The sequence below is a fragment of the Pseudomonas sp. DR 5-09 genome (assembly GCF_001655595.1).
Lineage (GTDB): Bacteria > Pseudomonadota > Gammaproteobacteria > Pseudomonadales > Pseudomonadaceae > Aquipseudomonas > Aquipseudomonas pharyngis.
In genome coordinates, this window is record NZ_CP011566.1 from 1,166,201 (window position 1) to 1,182,729 (window position 16,529).

General features: G+C 60.8%; 19 protein-coding genes. 13 read left to right on the plus strand and 6 right to left on the minus strand.

What is annotated here, in order from left to right; all coding sequences use genetic code 11:
• Positions 1–253 precede the first annotated feature (253 nt).
• Both PDR5_RS05125 and PDR5_RS05130 read right to left on the minus strand, forming a co-directional pair.
• Positions 254–769 (minus strand): L,D-transpeptidase family protein, encoded by a 516-nt coding sequence (locus PDR5_RS05125; protein WP_007954614.1) that lies wholly within the window; start codon positions 767–769, stop codon positions 254–256.
• Between the two features lie 102 nt (positions 770–871).
• Positions 872–1,423 (minus strand): NUDIX hydrolase, encoded by a 552-nt coding sequence (locus PDR5_RS05130; protein ID WP_064593610.1) that lies wholly within the window; start codon positions 1,421–1,423, stop codon positions 872–874.
• Positions 1,424–1,571: 148 nt separating this feature from the next.
• Between PDR5_RS05130 and PDR5_RS05135 the strand changes: the two genes are divergently transcribed.
• The 5 genes from PDR5_RS05135 to purT all read left to right on the plus strand — a co-directional run bounded on the left by PDR5_RS05135 (position 1,572) and on the right by purT (position 4,769).
• The gene (locus PDR5_RS05135; RefSeq protein WP_039769535.1) at positions 1,572–2,171 is read left to right on the plus strand and encodes a CoA pyrophosphatase; all 600 of its coding nucleotides are present in this window, start codon (positions 1,572–1,574) and stop codon (positions 2,169–2,171) included.
• A gap of 47 nt (positions 2,172–2,218) precedes the next feature.
• Positions 2,219–2,743, plus strand: a complete 525-nt coding sequence (locus PDR5_RS05140; protein WP_025112181.1) for a gamma carbonic anhydrase family protein — start codon at positions 2,219–2,221, stop codon at positions 2,741–2,743.
• Entirely contained in the window at positions 2,740–2,955 is a 216-nt protein-coding gene (locus PDR5_RS05145; RefSeq protein ID WP_007954618.1) for a DUF1289 domain-containing protein, read from the plus strand. Before PDR5_RS05140 ends, PDR5_RS05145 begins: the two co-directional genes overlap by 4 nt.
• A 64-nt stretch (positions 2,956–3,019) precedes the next feature.
• Positions 3,020–3,487 (plus strand): hypothetical protein, encoded by a 468-nt coding sequence (locus PDR5_RS05150; protein ID WP_064593613.1) that lies wholly within the window; start codon positions 3,020–3,022, stop codon positions 3,485–3,487.
• Positions 3,488–3,587: 100 nt separating this feature from the next.
• Complete coding sequence (gene purT, locus PDR5_RS05155; protein WP_039769540.1) at positions 3,588–4,769, plus strand: formate-dependent phosphoribosylglycinamide formyltransferase; 1,182 nt, start codon at positions 3,588–3,590, stop codon at positions 4,767–4,769.
• Positions 4,770–4,815: 46 nt separating this feature from the next.
• On the opposite strand, the gene PDR5_RS05160 is transcribed toward purT, so the two are convergent.
• From PDR5_RS05160 to PDR5_RS05175, 3 genes are all read right to left on the minus strand, one after another.
• Positions 4,816–6,132 (minus strand): MFS transporter, encoded by a 1,317-nt coding sequence (locus PDR5_RS05160; protein WP_064593616.1) that lies wholly within the window; start codon positions 6,130–6,132, stop codon positions 4,816–4,818.
• A gap of 235 nt (positions 6,133–6,367) precedes the next feature.
• Complete coding sequence (locus PDR5_RS05170; protein WP_064593622.1) at positions 6,368–7,609, minus strand: transporter associated domain-containing protein; 1,242 nt, start codon at positions 7,607–7,609, stop codon at positions 6,368–6,370.
• 12 nt (positions 7,610–7,621) lie between these two features.
• Positions 7,622–8,434: a cytochrome C assembly family protein gene (locus tag PDR5_RS05175; RefSeq protein ID WP_039769548.1), complete on the minus strand. Its 813-nt coding sequence runs from the start codon at positions 8,432–8,434 to the stop codon at positions 7,622–7,624.
• A gap of 209 nt (positions 8,435–8,643) precedes the next feature.
• On the opposite strand from PDR5_RS05175, the gene ffh reads away from it, so the two are divergent.
• The 6 genes from ffh (at position 8,644) to PDR5_RS05205 (ending at position 12,720) form a co-directional block, all read left to right on the plus strand.
• On the plus strand, positions 8,644–10,020 hold the full coding sequence (gene ffh / locus PDR5_RS05180; protein ID WP_064593624.1) for a signal recognition particle protein: 1,377 nt from the start codon (positions 8,644–8,646) through the stop codon (positions 10,018–10,020).
• 249 nt (positions 10,021–10,269) lie between these two features.
• Complete coding sequence (rpsP, locus tag PDR5_RS05185) at positions 10,270–10,521, plus strand: 30S ribosomal protein S16 (RefSeq protein ID WP_003185073.1); 252 nt, start codon at positions 10,270–10,272, stop codon at positions 10,519–10,521.
• A 5-nt stretch (positions 10,522–10,526) separates the two neighbouring features.
• Positions 10,527–11,063 (plus strand): ribosome maturation factor RimM, encoded by a 537-nt coding sequence (gene rimM / locus PDR5_RS05190; protein WP_064593627.1) that lies wholly within the window; start codon positions 10,527–10,529, stop codon positions 11,061–11,063.
• 3 nt (positions 11,064–11,066) lie between these two features.
• Positions 11,067–11,819 (plus strand): tRNA (guanosine(37)-N1)-methyltransferase TrmD, encoded by a 753-nt coding sequence (trmD, locus tag PDR5_RS05195; RefSeq protein ID WP_003221981.1) that lies wholly within the window; start codon positions 11,067–11,069, stop codon positions 11,817–11,819.
• Positions 11,820–11,864: 45 nt separating this feature from the next.
• Positions 11,865–12,215 carry a 50S ribosomal protein L19 gene (gene rplS / locus PDR5_RS05200; protein ID WP_003175895.1) on the plus strand — a complete coding sequence of 117 codons (351 nt, stop codon included), beginning with the start codon at positions 11,865–11,867 and terminating at the stop codon, positions 12,213–12,215.
• A gap of 91 nt (positions 12,216–12,306) precedes the next feature.
• Positions 12,307–12,720 carry an acyl-CoA thioesterase gene (locus PDR5_RS05205; RefSeq protein WP_011332614.1) on the plus strand — a complete coding sequence of 138 codons (414 nt, stop codon included), beginning with the start codon at positions 12,307–12,309 and terminating at the stop codon, positions 12,718–12,720.
• Positions 12,721–12,837: 117 nt separating this feature from the next.
• On the opposite strand, the gene PDR5_RS05210 is transcribed toward PDR5_RS05205, so the two are convergent.
• Positions 12,838–14,646, minus strand: a complete 1,809-nt coding sequence (locus PDR5_RS05210) for a cation:proton antiporter (RefSeq protein ID WP_064593630.1) — start codon at positions 14,644–14,646, stop codon at positions 12,838–12,840.
• A gap of 107 nt (positions 14,647–14,753) precedes the next feature.
• Between PDR5_RS05210 and xerD the strand changes: the two genes are divergently transcribed.
• Together xerD and dsbC are read left to right on the plus strand one after the other, a co-directional pair.
• Positions 14,754–15,650 (plus strand): site-specific tyrosine recombinase XerD, encoded by an 897-nt coding sequence (xerD, locus tag PDR5_RS05215; RefSeq protein ID WP_039769558.1) that lies wholly within the window; start codon positions 14,754–14,756, stop codon positions 15,648–15,650.
• 143 nt (positions 15,651–15,793) lie between these two features.
• The gene (gene dsbC / locus PDR5_RS05220) at positions 15,794–16,525 is read left to right on the plus strand and encodes a bifunctional protein-disulfide isomerase/oxidoreductase DsbC (RefSeq protein ID WP_039769559.1); all 732 of its coding nucleotides are present in this window, start codon (positions 15,794–15,796) and stop codon (positions 16,523–16,525) included.
• Positions 16,526–16,529: the final 4 nt, after the last annotated feature.

Consider the following 16,529-nt stretch of genomic DNA (forward strand, 5'->3'; position numbering starts at 1 on the left):
GTCAACGCGTCGGAAATGCCTGTAGGCCTATGGGGTCGAGGGTTTCAAGGTGGGTGGTTTCAAGTGGTATTAGAGGTGGACTGTAAAACGCAAAAAATCGCAGTCTGCGGCCGTTCTGGCGGGTGAAAGTGGTATCACCGTTCAGGCCTGGCCGCAGGCTGCGATCTTTTGAATTTATTTTTTACGGGCGACCAATGGTCAGGAGAAAGGGCCGCTTCGCGGCCCGGAGGGAACAGGTGCCCTGGCTACGGAATCAGGGGCGGATTTCGATCATCGTGCCATCCGGCACCAGGTTCCAGACTTCGCGCATGTCGACGTTGCGCATGGCAATGCAGCCGTCGGTCCAGTCCAGGGTGTGGAACAGTTGTTCGGGATTGTCCTCGGAGTCCGGCGTGCCGTGGATCATGATCATTCCGCCAGGCTCGACGCCTTCGCGGCGGGCGCGGGCGGAGTCGCTGATGTTCGGGTAGGAGATGTGCATCGACAGGTTGAATTTGTCGCTGGTCTTGCGCCAGTCGATCCAATAGAAACCTTCCGGCGTGCGTTTGTCGCCTTCAATCAGTTTCGGGCCTTTTTTCGCGCCTTTGCCCAAGGAAATGCGATAGCTCTTGAGGGGCTTGCCGTCGGCGATCAACTGCAGTTGATGAGCCGATTTGAGCACCAGTACTTTTTCGATGAGCGGGGTGTTCGATGGCGTCACAGTGGTCACGAATGACGCTTGGGAGACGGTGACGAACGACAGGCAGAACAGGGCAAGCAACCAGCGCATTGAAACGATTCCCCAGAAATGAAGCAGATACTTTATTTATAGATAGTGTGCAGGCGCTGTCGCGGGCTGCGTAAGCCGGTTATCGGCCGGCCATCATCGAAATCAAGTGATGGCTGGTTGAGTGAGCGGCGGGATCGATTCGGAACGAACCGGATAGACCTCGACGCGCCGGTCAGCGAAGAAACATTCCAGGGTACGGCCCACCGTGCGGAAAGCCAGCTCGTCCCAGGGAATGTCGGCTTCGTCGAACAGTTGTACTTCCAGGCTTTCGGGGCCGGCGGCGAAGTCCAGATCTGCCAGCTCGGCGCGGAAAAACACATGCACCTGGCTGATGTGCGGCACGTCGATCAGGGTGTAGATGCTCAGGTTGCGTACCCGGGCGCAGGCTTCCTCGGCGGTTTCGCGGATGGCGGCCTGTTCGATGGTCTCGCCGTTCTCCATGAACCCGGCGGGCAGCGTCCAGTAACCGAGGCGTGGCTCGATGGCGCGGCGGCACAGCAGGACCTTGGTGCCCCAGGTCGGTACACAACCGGCCACGATATTGGGGTTCTGGTAGTGAATCGTCTGACAGCTGTCGCAGACGAATCGCAGCCGCGAGTCGCCTTCGGGAATGCGCTGGGTCACCGGGTTGCCGCACTGGCTGCAAAATTTCATGCTGGGGTTCCTGAATGCTGCGCCTATCTTGGCGTGCAGCGGTGTCAGTCGGCAAGTTGTCGTTTCGCGACATGACCCCCGTTCGGGGGGTTGGGCGGTCGCAATGATTGGTGCATGATGCAGGGTAAGGCACCGATCGAGAACACTTATGCTGGACGAGCTACTGCACCGGGTAAGCAATCACACGCCGCGCACGCTGGAGACCGACACGCGTTTCCCCGAGGCCGCTGTCCTGGTGCCGATTACTCGCAGTGACGAACCCGAACTTGTCCTCACCCTGCGGGCCAGCGGGCTTTCGACCCACGGCGGCGAAGTCGCCTTCCCGGGCGGGCGTCGGGATCCGGAAGACCCGGACCTGGTGTTTACCGCTCTGCGTGAAGCCGAAGAGGAAATCGGCCTGCCGCCGGGACTGGTTGAAGTGATCGGTCCGCTCAGCCCGCTGATTTCCCTGCATGGCATCAAGGTCACTCCGTATGTCGGGGTGATTCCCGATTTTGTCGAATACCAGGCCAATGATGCCGAGATCGCTGCGGTGTTCAGTGTGCCGCTGGAGTTCTTCCGCAAGGATCCGCGCGAGCACACCCACCGCATCGACTATCAGGGTCGCAGTTGGTACGTGCCGAGCTATCGTTACGGCGAATACAAGATCTGGGGACTGACGGCAATCATGATCGTCGAGTTGATCAACCTGCTCTATGACGCCAGAATCAGCCTGCATCAACCGCCCAAAAGCTTCATCAATACCTGAAGCCATCGTTCGAATGGCCAGCCACCGTGAGCCCTGAGGAAAACAAGATGAAATACCGCCTGGGCGACGCCCGTGTCGACACCCATCCGCAGAGCTGGGTCGCCCCCAACGCCGTGCTGGTGGGCAAGGTCAGACTGGAAGAGGGCGCCAACGTCTGGTTCAACGCCGTGTTGCGCGGTGACAACGAACTGATCCTGATCGGCAAGAACAGCAATGTGCAGGACGGCACCGTGATGCACACCGACATGGGCTATCCGCTGACCATCGGCACCGGCGTGACCATCGGCCACAACGCCATGCTCCACGGCTGCACGGTCGGCGACTACAGCCTGATCGGCATCAACGCGGTCATCCTCAACGGCGCGAAGATCGGCAAGAACTGCATCATCGGCGCCAATTCGCTGATCGGCGAAGGCAAGGAAATTCCTGACGGCTCGCTGGTGATGGGCTCGCCGGGCAAGGTGGTGCGCGAACTGACCGAGCCGCAGAAGAAGATGCTCGAAGCCAGTGCCGCGCACTATGTGCATAACTCCCAGCGCTATGCGCGCGATCTGGTCGAGCAGGAAGAATGACAACCCCGGAAAGACCTGTCGCCTCGCCGTGCGTGAGCATTTGCGCGCTGGACGAAGACGATATTTGCACCGGTTGCCAGCGCACGGTCGAGGAGATCACTCGCTGGAGCCGCATGACCAATGATGAACGCCGGGTTGTACTCGGGCTCTGCCATGAGCGGGCCAAGGCCAGTGGCCTGGTCTGGATGATCGGCAAAACGCCGGGGCAATAGCCGATTTGATTGGCGCCATCGAAGGGCTGAAGTAACCTGTGCGCCAAATTGACAGGTCACGCCCATGATTTTCCTCATCGCTTACATCAGCAGCGTCGTGCTGATCAACTTCGCCTTTTCCACTGCGCCGCACCTGGACATCATCTGGTCGGCCTGGGGCGGGCTGGTGTTCGTGCTGCGCGACATGGTGCAGACCCGTTTCGGTCATGGCGCGATCGTGGCGATGCTGGCGGCGCTGGTGCTGTCTTATGTCACGTCCGATCCGTCGATTGCGCTGGCCAGCGCCACGGCATTCGCGGTCTCGGAGTGCATCGACTGGCTGGTATTCACCATCACCAAGCGCCCGTTGCGCGACCGCTTGTGGATCAGTTCGGCGCTGAGCATTCCCCTCGATACTTTCATCTTCTTTGGCATGATCGACCTGCTGACGCCGCCGGTGCTCATCACCGCGCTGGCCTCGAAGTTCGCCGGTGTCACCGCCGTCTGGCTGATCATGGCCTGGCGCGAACGCAAACAGGCTATCGCCGGCTGAAGCCAAACCCTCAGGTTCATGTAAAATGCCGCGCTTTCTCCCCATGGAAAGCGCGTCTGGCGTTGCTTTCCTCGATGATCCGCTTCTTTGAGGACCTGAGATGACCCGTATCGGAACTCCATTGTCGCCGACCGCGACCCGCGTATTGCTGTGTGGCTGTGGTGAGTTGGGCAAGGAAGTGGTAATCGAGCTGCAGCGCCTGGGCGTTGAAGTGATCGCCGTTGACCGTTACGCCAATGCGCCGGCCATGCAGGTTGCCCATCGCAGCCACGTGATCAACATGCTCGACGGCGCCGCCCTGCGTGCCGTGATCGAAGCCGAGAAGCCGCACTTCATCGTGCCGGAAATCGAAGCCATCGCCACCGCCACTCTGGTCGAACTGGAAGCCGAAGGCTTCACCGTGATCCCGACCGCTCGCGCCGCGCAACTGACCATGAACCGCGAAGGCATCCGTCGTCTGGCTGCCGAAGAGCTGGACCTGCCGACTTCGCCGTACCACTTCGCCGACACCTTCGAGGATTACAGCAAGGCCGTTCAGGACCTCGGCTTTCCGTGCGTCGTAAAACCGGTGATGAGTTCGTCGGGCAAGGGCCAGAGCCTGCTGCGCAGCGCCGATGACGTGCAGAAAGCCTGGGATTACGCGCAAGAGGGTGGTCGCGCCGGCAAAGGTCGGGTGATCATCGAAGGCTTCATCGATTTCGACTACGAAATCACTCTGCTGACCGTGCGTCATGTCGGCGGCACGACTTTCTGTGCGCCAGTTGGCCACCGTCAGGAGAAGGGCGATTACCAGGAATCCTGGCAGCCACAGGCCATGAGCCCGGTGGCGCTGGCTGAATCCGAGCGCGTAGCCAAAGCCGTGACCGAAGCGTTGGGCGGTCGTGGCCTGTTCGGCGTCGAGCTGTTCATCAAAGGCGATCAGGTGTGGTTCAGCGAAGTGTCGCCGCGCCCGCACGACACCGGTCTGGTGACCCTGATTTCCCAGGACCTGTCGCAGTTCGCCCTGCACGCCCGGGCGATCCTCGGCCTGCCGGTGCCGCTGATCCGTCAGTTCGGCCCATCGGCTTCGGCGGTGATTCTGGTGGAAGGCCAGTCGACCCAGACCGCATTCGCCAACCTCGGCGCTGCACTGAGCGAGCCGGATACCGCGCTGCGTCTGTTTGGCAAGCCCGAAGTCAACGGCCAGCGCCGCATGGGTGTTGCACTGGCCCGTGACGAGTCGATTGAAGCTGCTCGTGCCAAAGCGACCCGTGCTTCCCAGGCTGTTGTTGTAGAGCTGTAATCACGCCATCTGATCGCTCCCGCCCGCGCGGGAGCGATCTTTGCGCTTACACCACCTGATTCAGGTCGTTATTGCGCGTCTCCTTCAGGCACAGCACAGCGATCAAGCTGAGCACCGCGGCCGCCGACACATACCCGCCGACGTAACTCAAACCGCCCATCGCCACCAGTTTCTGCGCGAAGAACGGCGCCGCCGAGGCCCCGACAATCCCGCCGAGGTTGTAGGCCGCCGATGCGCCGGTATACCGCACGTGCGTCGGGAACAGTTCCGGTAGCAGAGCGCCCATCGGGGCGAATGTCACGCCCATCAGGAACAGCTCGATGCACAGGAACAGGGCCACGCCCCAGGTCGATCCCTGAGTCAGCAACGGCTCCATCAGAAATCCGGAAAGAATCGCCAGCACACCGCCGACGATCAGCACCGGTTTGCGTCCGTAACGATCACTGGCCCATGCCGACAGCGGCGTCGCGGCCGCCATGAACAGCACCGCGAAGCACAGCAGTCCGAGGAAAGTCTCGCGGCTGTAACCCAATGTGGATACGCCATAGCTCAGGGAAAACACGGTCGAGATGTAGAACAGCGCGTAACACACCACCATGGCGGCGGCGCCCAGCAGCGTCGGTGCCCAGTATTGGCTGAACAGCTCGACCAGCGGCACTTTCACTCGTTCCTGGCGGGCAATGGCATTGGCGAACACCGGGGTTTCGTGAAGCTTGAGGCGCACGTACAGCCCGACCATCACCAGCACGGCACTGAGCAGGAACGGAATCCGCCAGCCCCAGCTGCGGAATTGATCGTCGCTCAGGCTCATGGCCAACGTCAGGAACAGACCGTTGGCAGCCAGAAAACCAATCGACGGGCCGAGTTGCGGGAACATGCCGAACCACGCCCGTTTGCCTTTCGGGGCGTTTTCGGTCGCCAGCAGCGCCGCACCACCCCACTCGCCCCCCAATCCCAGGCCCTGGCCGAAGCGCAGCACGCAGAGCAGGATCGGTGCCCAGGCGCCGATACTGTCATAACCCGGCAGCACGCCGATCAGCGTGGTGCAGACACCCATCAGCAGCAGTGAGGCCACCAGCGTGGATTTACGGCCGATGCGGTCGCCGAAGTGGCCGAACAGCGCCGAGCCCAGCGGTCGTGCGAGGAAGGCGATGCCGAAGGTCAGGAAGGCGGAGAGCATCTGCGCCGTGCCGGAGGTCTGCGGGAAGAACACCGGCCCGATCACCAGCGCGGCAGCGGTGGCGTAGACGTAGAAATCGTAGAACTCGATGGCCGTGCCGATGAAACTCGCCGTGGCCACGCGGGTGGCGGAGTTGGTCGGTTGGGCGGGCGAGGTGTCGCTGTAAGCGGTACTGGTCGTCATGCGGTGATCCCTGACAGTCATGAGCTCCGTTGGAGCGAATTATTATGGTCGAACACCCAGGGATGTGGGATGAGGCGCGATCGCTGCTTCAGGTAGGAACAGTCGTCGGTGTGATGCGGATATTGCCGATGAACCGGCCGGAACCAGTCGGGTGCGGGGTAAGCACGCGGTTCGGCGGGGCTTGGGTAAGCACCGCGATTATAGGAAGGTGGCTAACGATTGAACAAGGGGCTGCCTAGCGGACAGGGGCGAGCGCAGGGGCCGAGGAGGTGTGCCAGATCAGCACCTTGCTCACCCGGTTCTCTTCGGTCTCGAGAATCTCCAGCCGGTAGCGGCCGATCTTCAGGCAGACCGCGCTTTCCGGGATGGTTTCCAGCGCTTCGGTCACCAGGCCGTTGAGGGTCCGGGGGCCGTCGCTGGGCAGGTGCCAGCCCAGGCATTTGTTCAGTTCGCGGATCGACGCGGCGCCGTCGATCACCATGCGGCCATCGGCTTGTGGGTGGATGTGCGGGTTGTCGAGGCTGTGCTCGCTTTCGAATTCGCCGACGATCTCTTCGAGAATGTCTTCCAGGGTGACAATCCCCAGCACTTCGCCGTACTCGTCCACCACCATGCCCAGCCGCCGCTGCTGCTTGTGGAAGTTCAGCAGCTGCAGTTGCAGCGGGGTGCTTTCGGGAACGAAGTAGGGCTCGTAACTGGCCGCCAGCAAGGCTTCGCGGGTCAGGTTGCCATTGTCCAGCAAATGGCGGACCTGCCGGGTGTTGAGCACCGCCTCGACCTGATTGATATCGCTGTGAAACAGCGGCAGACGAGTACGACGGTTGTGGCGCAGTTGCTCGGTGATTTCTTCGATCGGATCGTCGAGGTTGATGCCGTCGACATCGCTGCGCGGCACCAGAATGTCGTTGACCGTGATGTTATCCAGCGCATGGATGCCCGAAACCGGGTGCGGGCGCACTGGATGATCGGGGTCATCATGACGCTCCGCCGGCACATCGTCTTCGCTCTGTTGCACCACCTGGGCCTTGCGGATGAACGGGCGCATCAGCAAACCACTGACGCGGCTGAGCAGCCAGGCAAGCGGGTAAACGACCTTCAGCGGTACCGCCAGCAGCGTATTGCCGAACGACAACACCGCATCCGGATAACGCTGGGCGAGGGCGCGGGGGAAATAGTCGGCAAAAACCAGCAGCAGGGCGCCGGCGCCAAGGCAAGCCGCCCAGGGGCCGTTTTCTTCACAGAGAAAGATTGCCAGCAGCGTGGCCAGAATAACGGCGAGGGCGCGGCACAGGGTATTGCAGAGGATCAGGCTGTCGAGCGGGAAGCTGAGCTTGGCCAGGGGCTTGTCGCTGGCGCGGGATGCGGTGCGTTGCGCGAGCAGGTGCTGTTGCGCCGCTTCGACGGCGGTAAACAGCCCTGACCAGAGAATCAGCAGGACAAATACCGCGAGCATCGGCCCTATGGGCAAACCGTCCATTTATGCCGCCCGTCAGATGTGCAGGATGTATTCACGGACCAGTTTGCTGCCGAAATACGCGAGCATCAGCAGGCAGAAACCGGCGAGGGTCCAGCGGATTGCCTTGTGTCCGCGCCAGCCGAGGCGGTTACGGCCCCACAGCAGGACGCTGAACACGATCCAGGCCAGGCAGGCCAGCAGGGTTTTATGCACCAGGTGCTGGGCAAACAGGTTCTCGACGAACAGCCAGCCGGAGATCAACGACAGCGACAGCAGCGTCCAGCCAGCCCAGAGGAAGCCGAACAGCAGGCTTTCCATGGTTTGCAGTGGCGGGAAGTTCTTGATCAGCCCGGACGGGTGCTTGTGCTTGAGCTGATGATCCTGCACCAGCAGCAACAAGGCCTGGAACACCGCGATGGTGAACATGCCGTAGGCGAGGATCGACAACAGGATGTGCGCGAGGATGCCCGGTTCTTCATCGATGATCTGCACCGTACCGGCCGGCGCGAACTGCGCCAGCAGCACCGTGATCGCACCCAGCGGGAACAGCAGCACCAGCAGGTTTTCCACCGGAATCCGCGAGCAGGCGAGCAGGGTCAGGGCAATGACCGCCGCAGCGATCAGGCTCGAAGCGCTGAAGAAATCCAGGCCCAGACCGATCGGCGTCAATAAATGCGTAAGCAGGCTGGCGCTGTGGGCCAGCACGGCGAGAACGCCGAGCGAGACCAGCAGGCGCTTGTTGGCCTTGGCGCCAGTGGCCAGGCGGGTGCCCTGATAGAGGGTCGCAGCGGCGTAGAGAAGGGCGGCGGCGAGGGTGGTCAGCAAACTCGGTGACAAGGGGAGCATAAATCCTGTTAGGCAAGCCCGAAAGGGGCTGAGTTTGGCATAGAACCGCCGTTGCACGAAAGACCGGCAAGCTGACAGCGAGGTGTCCGCCAGCCGCAGTCTTCGCTATAATCCGCGACCTGCCCACGCCGCAGGCTCGCCGAGCACATGTTGATTCCGGTCTGGGCCGCCATTATCCCGGTCTACACAGGGCCTGAAAGGATCGCGCAATGTTTGAAAACTTAACCGACCGTCTCTCGCAGACGCTGCGCCATGTCACCGGCAAGGCGAAGCTGACCGAGGACAATATCAAAGACACCCTGCGCGAAGTGCGCATGGCGTTGCTCGAGGCCGACGTCGCCCTGCCGGTGGTCAAGGACTTCGTCAATTCGGTCAAGGAGCGCGCTGTCGGCACCGAGGTGTCGCGCAGCCTGACGCCGGGCCAGGCGTTTGTGAAGATCGTCCAGGCCGAACTCGAAAGCCTGATGGGCGCGGCCAACGAAGACCTGAACCTGAGCGCCGTGCCGCCCGCCGTCATTCTGATGGCCGGTCTGCAGGGCGCGGGTAAAACCACCACCGCCGGCAAGCTGGCGCGCTTCCTTAAGGAGCGCAAGAAAAAGTCGGTCATGGTCGTGTCGGCGGACATCTACCGTCCTGCTGCTATTAAACAGCTGGAAACCCTGGCCAACGACATCGGCGTGACGTTCTTCCCGTCCGACCTGAGCCAGAAACCGGTCGACATCGCCAACGCAGCTATTAAAGAAGCAAAACTGAAATTCATCGACGTGGTCATCGTCGACACCGCCGGTCGTCTGCACATCGATGAAGAAATGATGGGCGAGATCAAGGCGCTGCATGCCGCGATCAATCCGGTTGAAACCCTGTTCGTGGTCGACGCCATGACCGGTCAGGACGCGGCCAACACGGCCAAGGCCTTCGGTGATGCGCTGCCGCTGACCGGTGTGATCCTGACCAAGGTCGACGGTGATGCCCGTGGCGGTGCCGCGCTGTCCGTTCGCGCGATCACCGGCAAGCCGATCAAGTTCATCGGTATGGGCGAGAAGAGCGAAGCGCTCGATCCGTTCCACCCTGAGCGTATCGCCTCGCGAATCCTCGGCATGGGCGACGTGCTCAGCCTGATCGAACAGGCTGAAGCGACCCTCGACAAGGACAAGGCCGACAAGCTTGCCAAGAAGCTGAAGAAGGGCAAGGGCTTCGACCTCGAAGACTTCCGTGATCAGCTGCAACAGATGAAGAACATGGGCGGCCTCGGCGGGCTCATGGACAAGCTGCCGAGCATCGGCGGTGTCAATCTCTCGCAAATGGGCAATGCCCAGAGCGCCGCAGAGAAGCAGTTCAAACAGATGGAAGCCATCATCAATTCCATGACCCCGGCCGAGCGCCGCGACCCTGAGCTGATCAGCGGTTCGCGCAAGCGTCGGATCGCCATGGGTTCCGGCACCCAGGTGCAGGACATCGGTCGCTTGATCAAGCAGCACAAGCAGATGCAGAAGATGATGAAGAAATTCTCCGCCAAGGGCGGAATGGCGAAAATGATGCGCGGCATGGGCGGTATGTTGCCCGGCGGCGGCATGCCAAAAATGTAAAGACTTCGCCGGTCGTCGCACCGGCGCAGACCCTGCAAGGACGCAGGATCAACAGCAAACCCGCACTCGGCGGGAGCTGACTGGCCGTTTTGAACGACGGCCCCATATGCAAATCTGCACGGCATGCCACGGGCGCCGGAAAAAGTCATTTGCAAAAGTCCGGATATTCCTTAGAATATGCGGCCTTTCGGGCACCCATGCCCGCTGTGCATTTAGATTTGCAGCACCGACTACAGGAACGATGTTCACATGCTAACAATCCGTCTTGCCCTTGGCGGCTCCAAAAAGCGCCCGTTTTACCACCTGACCGTAACCGACTCCCGCAACCCGCGTGACGGTTCCCACAAAGAACAGGTTGGCTTCTTCAACCCTGTTGCCCGTGGTCAGGAAATCCGTCTGTCCGTGAACCAAGAGCGCGTTGCCTACTGGCTGAGCGTTGGTGCACAGCCTTCTGAGCGTGTTGCTCAGTTGCTGAAGGAATCTGCCAAGGCTGCAGCCTGAGCAGTATGAGCGCGACGCCAGAAAAAGCTGATGACCTGATCGTTGTCGGCAAGATTTTTTCGGTTCACGGCGTTCGCGGCGAGGTGAAGGTCTTTTCCTTTACCGATCCGATTGAAAACCTGTTGGGCTATCGCAACTGGACGCTTCGGCGCGAAGGCATAGTGAAACAGGTCGAGCTGGTCAGCGGCCGATCCACTCAAAAGGATCTGGTTGTGAAGCTCAAAGGCCTCGACGATCGCGATGAAGCCCGTCTTCTGAGCGGTTACGAGATTTGCATCCCGCGAAGCCTTTTGCCCGACCTGACCGCCGACGAGTACTACTGGTACCAGTTGGAAGGTCTGAGCGTCATCAACCAGGACGAACAATTGTTCGGCAAGGTTGATCACCTGTTGGAGACCGGCGCGAACGATGTATTGGTGGTCAAGCCCTGCGTTGGCAGCCTGGATGATCGCGAGCGGTTGTTGCCCTATACGGAGCAATGCGTGCTGGCAATCGACCTGGAAGCAGGCGTGATGAGGGTGGAATGGGACGCGGACTTCTAAGCAATGGCCAGCCTGCGCGTAGACGTCATTACGCTGTTCCCCGAGATGTTCTCGGCCATCAGTGAGTACGGCATTACCAGTCGTGCGGTCAAACAGGGGCTCTTGCAGCTGACCTGTTGGAATCCGCGGGATTACACGACGGATCGACATCACACTGTGGACGATCGCCCGTTTGGCGGTGGTCCGGGCATGGTGATGAAGATCAAGCCCCTGGAAGATGCTCTGGTTCAGGCCAAGGCAGCAGCCGGGGAGGCGGCGAAGGTGATTTACCTGTCCCCCCAAGGCCGTCAACTGACTCAGTCGGCGGTACGCGAACTGGCGAAATCGGATGCATTGATCCTGATTGCCGGTCGCTATGAAGGCATTGACGAGCGCTTTATTGAGGCTCATGTCGATGAAGAGTGGTCGATTGGTGACTATGTGTTGTCTGGCGGCGAGCTGCCGGCCATGGTCATGATCGATGCGGTTACACGACTGCTGCCCGGAGCTTTAGGGCATGCGGATTCCGCTGAGGAAGATTCCTTTACGGATGGTCTGCTGGATTGCCCGCACTACACCCGACCTGAGGTGTATGCGGATCAGCGTGTTCCCGACGTGTTGCTGAGTGGCAATCACGCGCATATCCGGCGTTGGCGTTTACAGCAGTCCCTTGGTAGGACCTATGAACGACGCGCCGATCTTCTGGAAAGCCGCTCGCTTTCTGGAGAAGAGAAGAAGCTGCTCGAGGAATACATCCGCGAGCGGGACGATAGTTAACAACGTATCGATGGTAGATCAGACGATTTACCTTAGGAGCACAGCATGACCAACAAAATCATCCTTGCACTCGAAGCAGAGCAGATGACCAAAGAAATCCCTACCTTTGCCCCAGGCGACACCATCGTCGTTCAGGTGAAAGTGAAGGAAGGCGATCGTTCCCGTCTGCAAGCGTTCGAAGGCGTTGTCATCGCCAAGCGTAACCGCGGCGTGAACAGTGCGTTCACCGTTCGTAAAATCTCCAACGGTGTTGGCGTAGAACGTACTTTCCAGACCTACTCCCCGCAAATCGACAGCATGGCTGTCAAGCGTCGCGGTGACGTACGTAAAGCCAAGCTGTACTACCTGCGCGACCTGTCGGGTAAAGCAGCTCGCATCAAGGAAAAACTGGCTTAAGTCCAGCTTCCGATGCAGAAAAAAGCAGCCTACGGGCTGCTTTTTTGTTGCCCGCAATTTATCCACCGCATTTCTGTTTCAGGCCTGACCCATGACCCCTCGCGAGCAAGAAATCGAACGCCGCACCGAACTCTCGGTGACCCGCGTGACCAAGGCGGTGTTCCCGCCGACCACCAACCACCACAACACCCTGTTCGGCGGCACTGCGTTGGCCTGGATGGACGAAGTGTCGTTCATCACCGCCACCCGGTTTTGCCGTTTGCCGCTGGTGACAGTGTCGACCGATCGCATCGACTTCAATCACGCGATCCCGGCAGGTTCCATCGTCGAACTGGTTGGGCGGGTGATCAAGGTTGGCAACACCAGTCTCAAGGTCGAGGTGGAAGTGTTCGTTGAAAGCATGAGCTGTGACGGCCGTGAGAAAGCCATTCACGGGCAATTCAGCTTTGTTGCCATCGATGATGACAAGCGTCCGGTGCCGGTGCTGCCGGGTTTCGCGGCCTGATCCAGCACCGAGCCGCGGCATTCGCGGGCAAGCCCGCTCCCACGCGTTTTGTGTTGTACGCTGATGATGTGTTCGACATGGACACTGTGGGAGCGGGCTTGCCCGCGATTCGGTCTGTCAGGCGCTGACGCTCTCCGGCTGAATCAGCGCCACCAGCGTCCACCCCGGCCCCGGCTTTAGCACGGTTTCCGGCGTCACGACATGTACCCAGCCGCTGTCATCGCGCATGAACAGTAGCGTCGCGCGATTGCCATGCAGCGCACGGTAATTGTCCCAGCCAAACCCGCCCGTCAGCGTCGTGCTGTAAAGATCGGCACCTTGCCCCAGTTGACTGGCGAGTCTTGCGTAAGTCAGCGCCTCGCTCCCCAGTTGGTTGCCGCGATGTTCGAGGCTGGCACGGTGCTTGTCGCTGCGCCGGCTTTCCTGACCGCTGGCCAGCCCGAACAACCGCTGATGGCCAAAGTCATGACGAAAGCGCATGGCCGCCAGCGTATTGAGTTCGCCCGACGGTGACAGCGCCAGCAAATGCCCCAGTCCGACCAGGTCCAGATGCGCATCGGCGTGCTGCGAGGCCGGATTGCCAAAGTAGGTCGGCAAGCCATCCATGCGCGCCGCCCGGATGTTTTCCCAACTTGAATCTGTCAGCAGCACCCGGCTACCCAGCTGTTGCAGCGACTTGCCGAGCAGGCGCGCAGGCCCGTTCGCCCCGACGATAAGGAAGCCACTGGGCGCAGGCTCCGCCACCTTCAACAAACGCGCCAGTGGCCGGGCGGTTGCACTTTGCAGCACGACGGTGCCGATGATCACCGCGAAGGTCAGTGGCACCAGCAACAGCGCGCCTTCATGGCCCGCTTCATCCAGGCGAATCGCAAAGATCGCCGAGACCGCCGCCGCGACGATTCCGCGCGGGGCAATCCAGCACAATAGTGCACGCTCACGCCAGCTCAGACTCGAACCAGCGGTACTCAGCACCACGTTCAGCGGTCGGGCGATCAGTTGAATCACCAGCAACAGAATCAGCACCAGCGGCCCGAGACCGATCAACGCGTTCAGATCCAGTCGTGCCGCCAGCAGAATGAACAGCCCGGAAATCAGCAACACGCTGAGGTTTTCCTTGAAGTGCAGGATGTGCCGCACATCCACACCCTTCATGTTCGCCAGCCACATGCCCATCAGTGTCACCGCCAACAGCCCTGATTCGTGCATGGTCTGGTTGGCAGCGATGAATATCCCCAGCACCGCGGCGAGCGATGCCAGATTGTGCAAATACTCCGGCAGCCATTGGCGCCGGATGATCGTGCCGAGCAGCCAGCCACCGGCGATGCCAAACCCGCTGCCGCAGACAATCACCCCGCCGAAGGTCAGCAGGCTCTGTTCCAGGCCGTGGCCTTCGGCCCGGGCGATGATGAAGCTGTAGACCACCACCGCGAGCAGTGCGCCGATCGGGTCGATCACAATCCCTTCCCAGCGCAGGATATTGGCGATCGAAGCCTTCGGCCGCACCACGCGCAGCATCGGCACGATCACGGTCGGCCCGGTAACCAGGGTCAGGCTGCCGAACAGGATCGCCAACAGCCAGTCGAAACCCAGCAGCCAGTGCGTCGCGACCGCAATCACTACCCATGTCGAGAGCGCACCGATTGTGACCAGTCGATGCACGACGCTGCCGATCTCGCGCCATTCCGACAGGTGCAGGGTCAGGCTGCCTTCAAACAGAATCAGTGCCACCGCCAGCGACACCAATGGCATCAGCAACGGGCCGAACATTTCCTGTGGGTCGAGCCAGCCCAGCACGGGGCCCGCCAGAATGCCGGTCAGCAGCAGAAACAGAATCGCCGGCAGCTTCAGGCGCCAGGCGAGCCATTGGCAGCCCAGTGCGGCAGCGCCGATACCACCGAAAGCCAACAGAATTTGCTGCTCGTTCATTGAAGCTCCCTGTTCCTTGAAATAGCGGGCTATGAAAGACTAGCGGCCATTTCAACCGTTCACTCTTTATTTGCGCGCAGTGCCAAACCTGCGTGTCTTGAGCGCCCATGCCTGCCATCGACCACCCACTGATCGACCAGTTTCTCGACGCCCTCTGGCTGGAAAAAGGTCTCTCCGACAACACTCGCGACGCCTACCGCAGTGATCTCGCGCTGTTCAACGGCTGGTTGCAGGACAAAGGTCTCGAACTGGTCAATGCCGGTCGAGAACTGATCCTCGATCACCTGGCCTGGCGTCTGGAACAGAACTACAAACCTCGCTCTACGGCGCGATTTCTCTCCGGTGTGCGTGGCTTTTATCGCTATCTGCTGCGGGAAAAACTGATTTCGGTTGATCCGACTTTGCGCGTGGATATGCCGCAACTCGGTCGGCCGCTGCCCAAATCCCTGTCGGAAGCCGACGTCGAAGCGCTGCTGAAGGCGCCGGACTTGAGCGAAGCCATCGGCCAGCGCGATCGCGCCATGCTCGAAGTCTTGTATGCCTGCGGCCTGCGTGTCACCGAGCTGATCAGCCTGACGCTGGAACAGGTCAACCTGCGTCAGGGCGTGTTGCGGGTGATGGGCAAGGGCAGCAAGGAGCGGCTGGTGCCGATGGGCGAGGAGGCGATTGTCTGGGTCGAGCGCTACCTGCGTGACGGTCGCGGCGAGCTGCTCGGCGGTCGCCCGAGCGATGTGCTGTTTCCCAGTCAGCGCGGCGAGCAGATGACTCGCCAGACCTTCTGGCATCGAATCAAGCATCAGGCCAAGGTCGCCGGGATCGGCAAGTCACTGTCGCCGCACACCTTGCGTCACGCGTTTGCCACCCACCTGCTCAACCATGGCGCCGACTTGCGGGTGGTGCAGATGCTGTTGGGCCACAGCGACCTGTCGACCACGCAGATCTACACTCACGTCGCCCGGGCACGTTTGCAGGATCTGCATGCCAAACATCACCCGCGCGGCTGAGCGCCGTTTGTCTTGCGACAGGCGCATTCGGCCACGGGAGCCTTATGTGGTAGGCTTTGCCGGTTTGCACGATGGGCGGTTATGACCCGGTGTTCCGGCACGGGCGTTCTGATCGTTCCATTTGTCCGCCTTCAGGAGTTCTCATGCGTCTGACCCAGATTTTCGCCGCCGCAGCCATTGCGTTGGTCAGCACCTTTGCCGTCGCCGATGACGCGGCCGACAAAGCGATTCGCCAAAGCCTGGAAAACCTCCAGCTCGACGTGCCGGTCGATACCATCACCGCCAGTCCGCTGCCAGGCCTGTACGAAGTCAAGCTCAAGGGCAGTCGCGTGCTCTACGCCAGCGCCGACGGCCAGTACATCGTTCAGGGCTACATGTTCCAGCTCAAGGACGGCAAACCGGTCAACCTGACCGAGAAGACCGAGCGCCTGGGCATTTCCAAACTGATCAATGCGATCCCGGTAGCCGAGACCGTGGTTTACCCGGCCGTGGGTGAAACCAAGTCGCACATCACCGTTTTCACCGACACCACTTGCCCGTACTGCCACAAGCTGCACGCTGAAGTGCCCGAGCTGAACAAGCGCGGCATCGAAGTGCGTTACGTCGCGTTCCCGCGTCAGGGTCTGAATTCGCCGGGTGACGAACAGCTGCAAGCGGTGTGGTGCTCGAAAGACAAGAAAGCGGCCATGGACAAAATGGTCGATGGCAAGGAAATCAAGGCCGCCAAGTGCGATAACCCGGTTTCCAAACAGTTCGCCCTCGGTCAGTCGATCGGCGTGAATGGTACACCGGCCATCGTTTTGGCCGACGGACAAGTCATTCCGGGCTACCAGCCTGCGCCACAAGTCGCCAAACTGGCGCTGGGCGCGAAGTAATTCG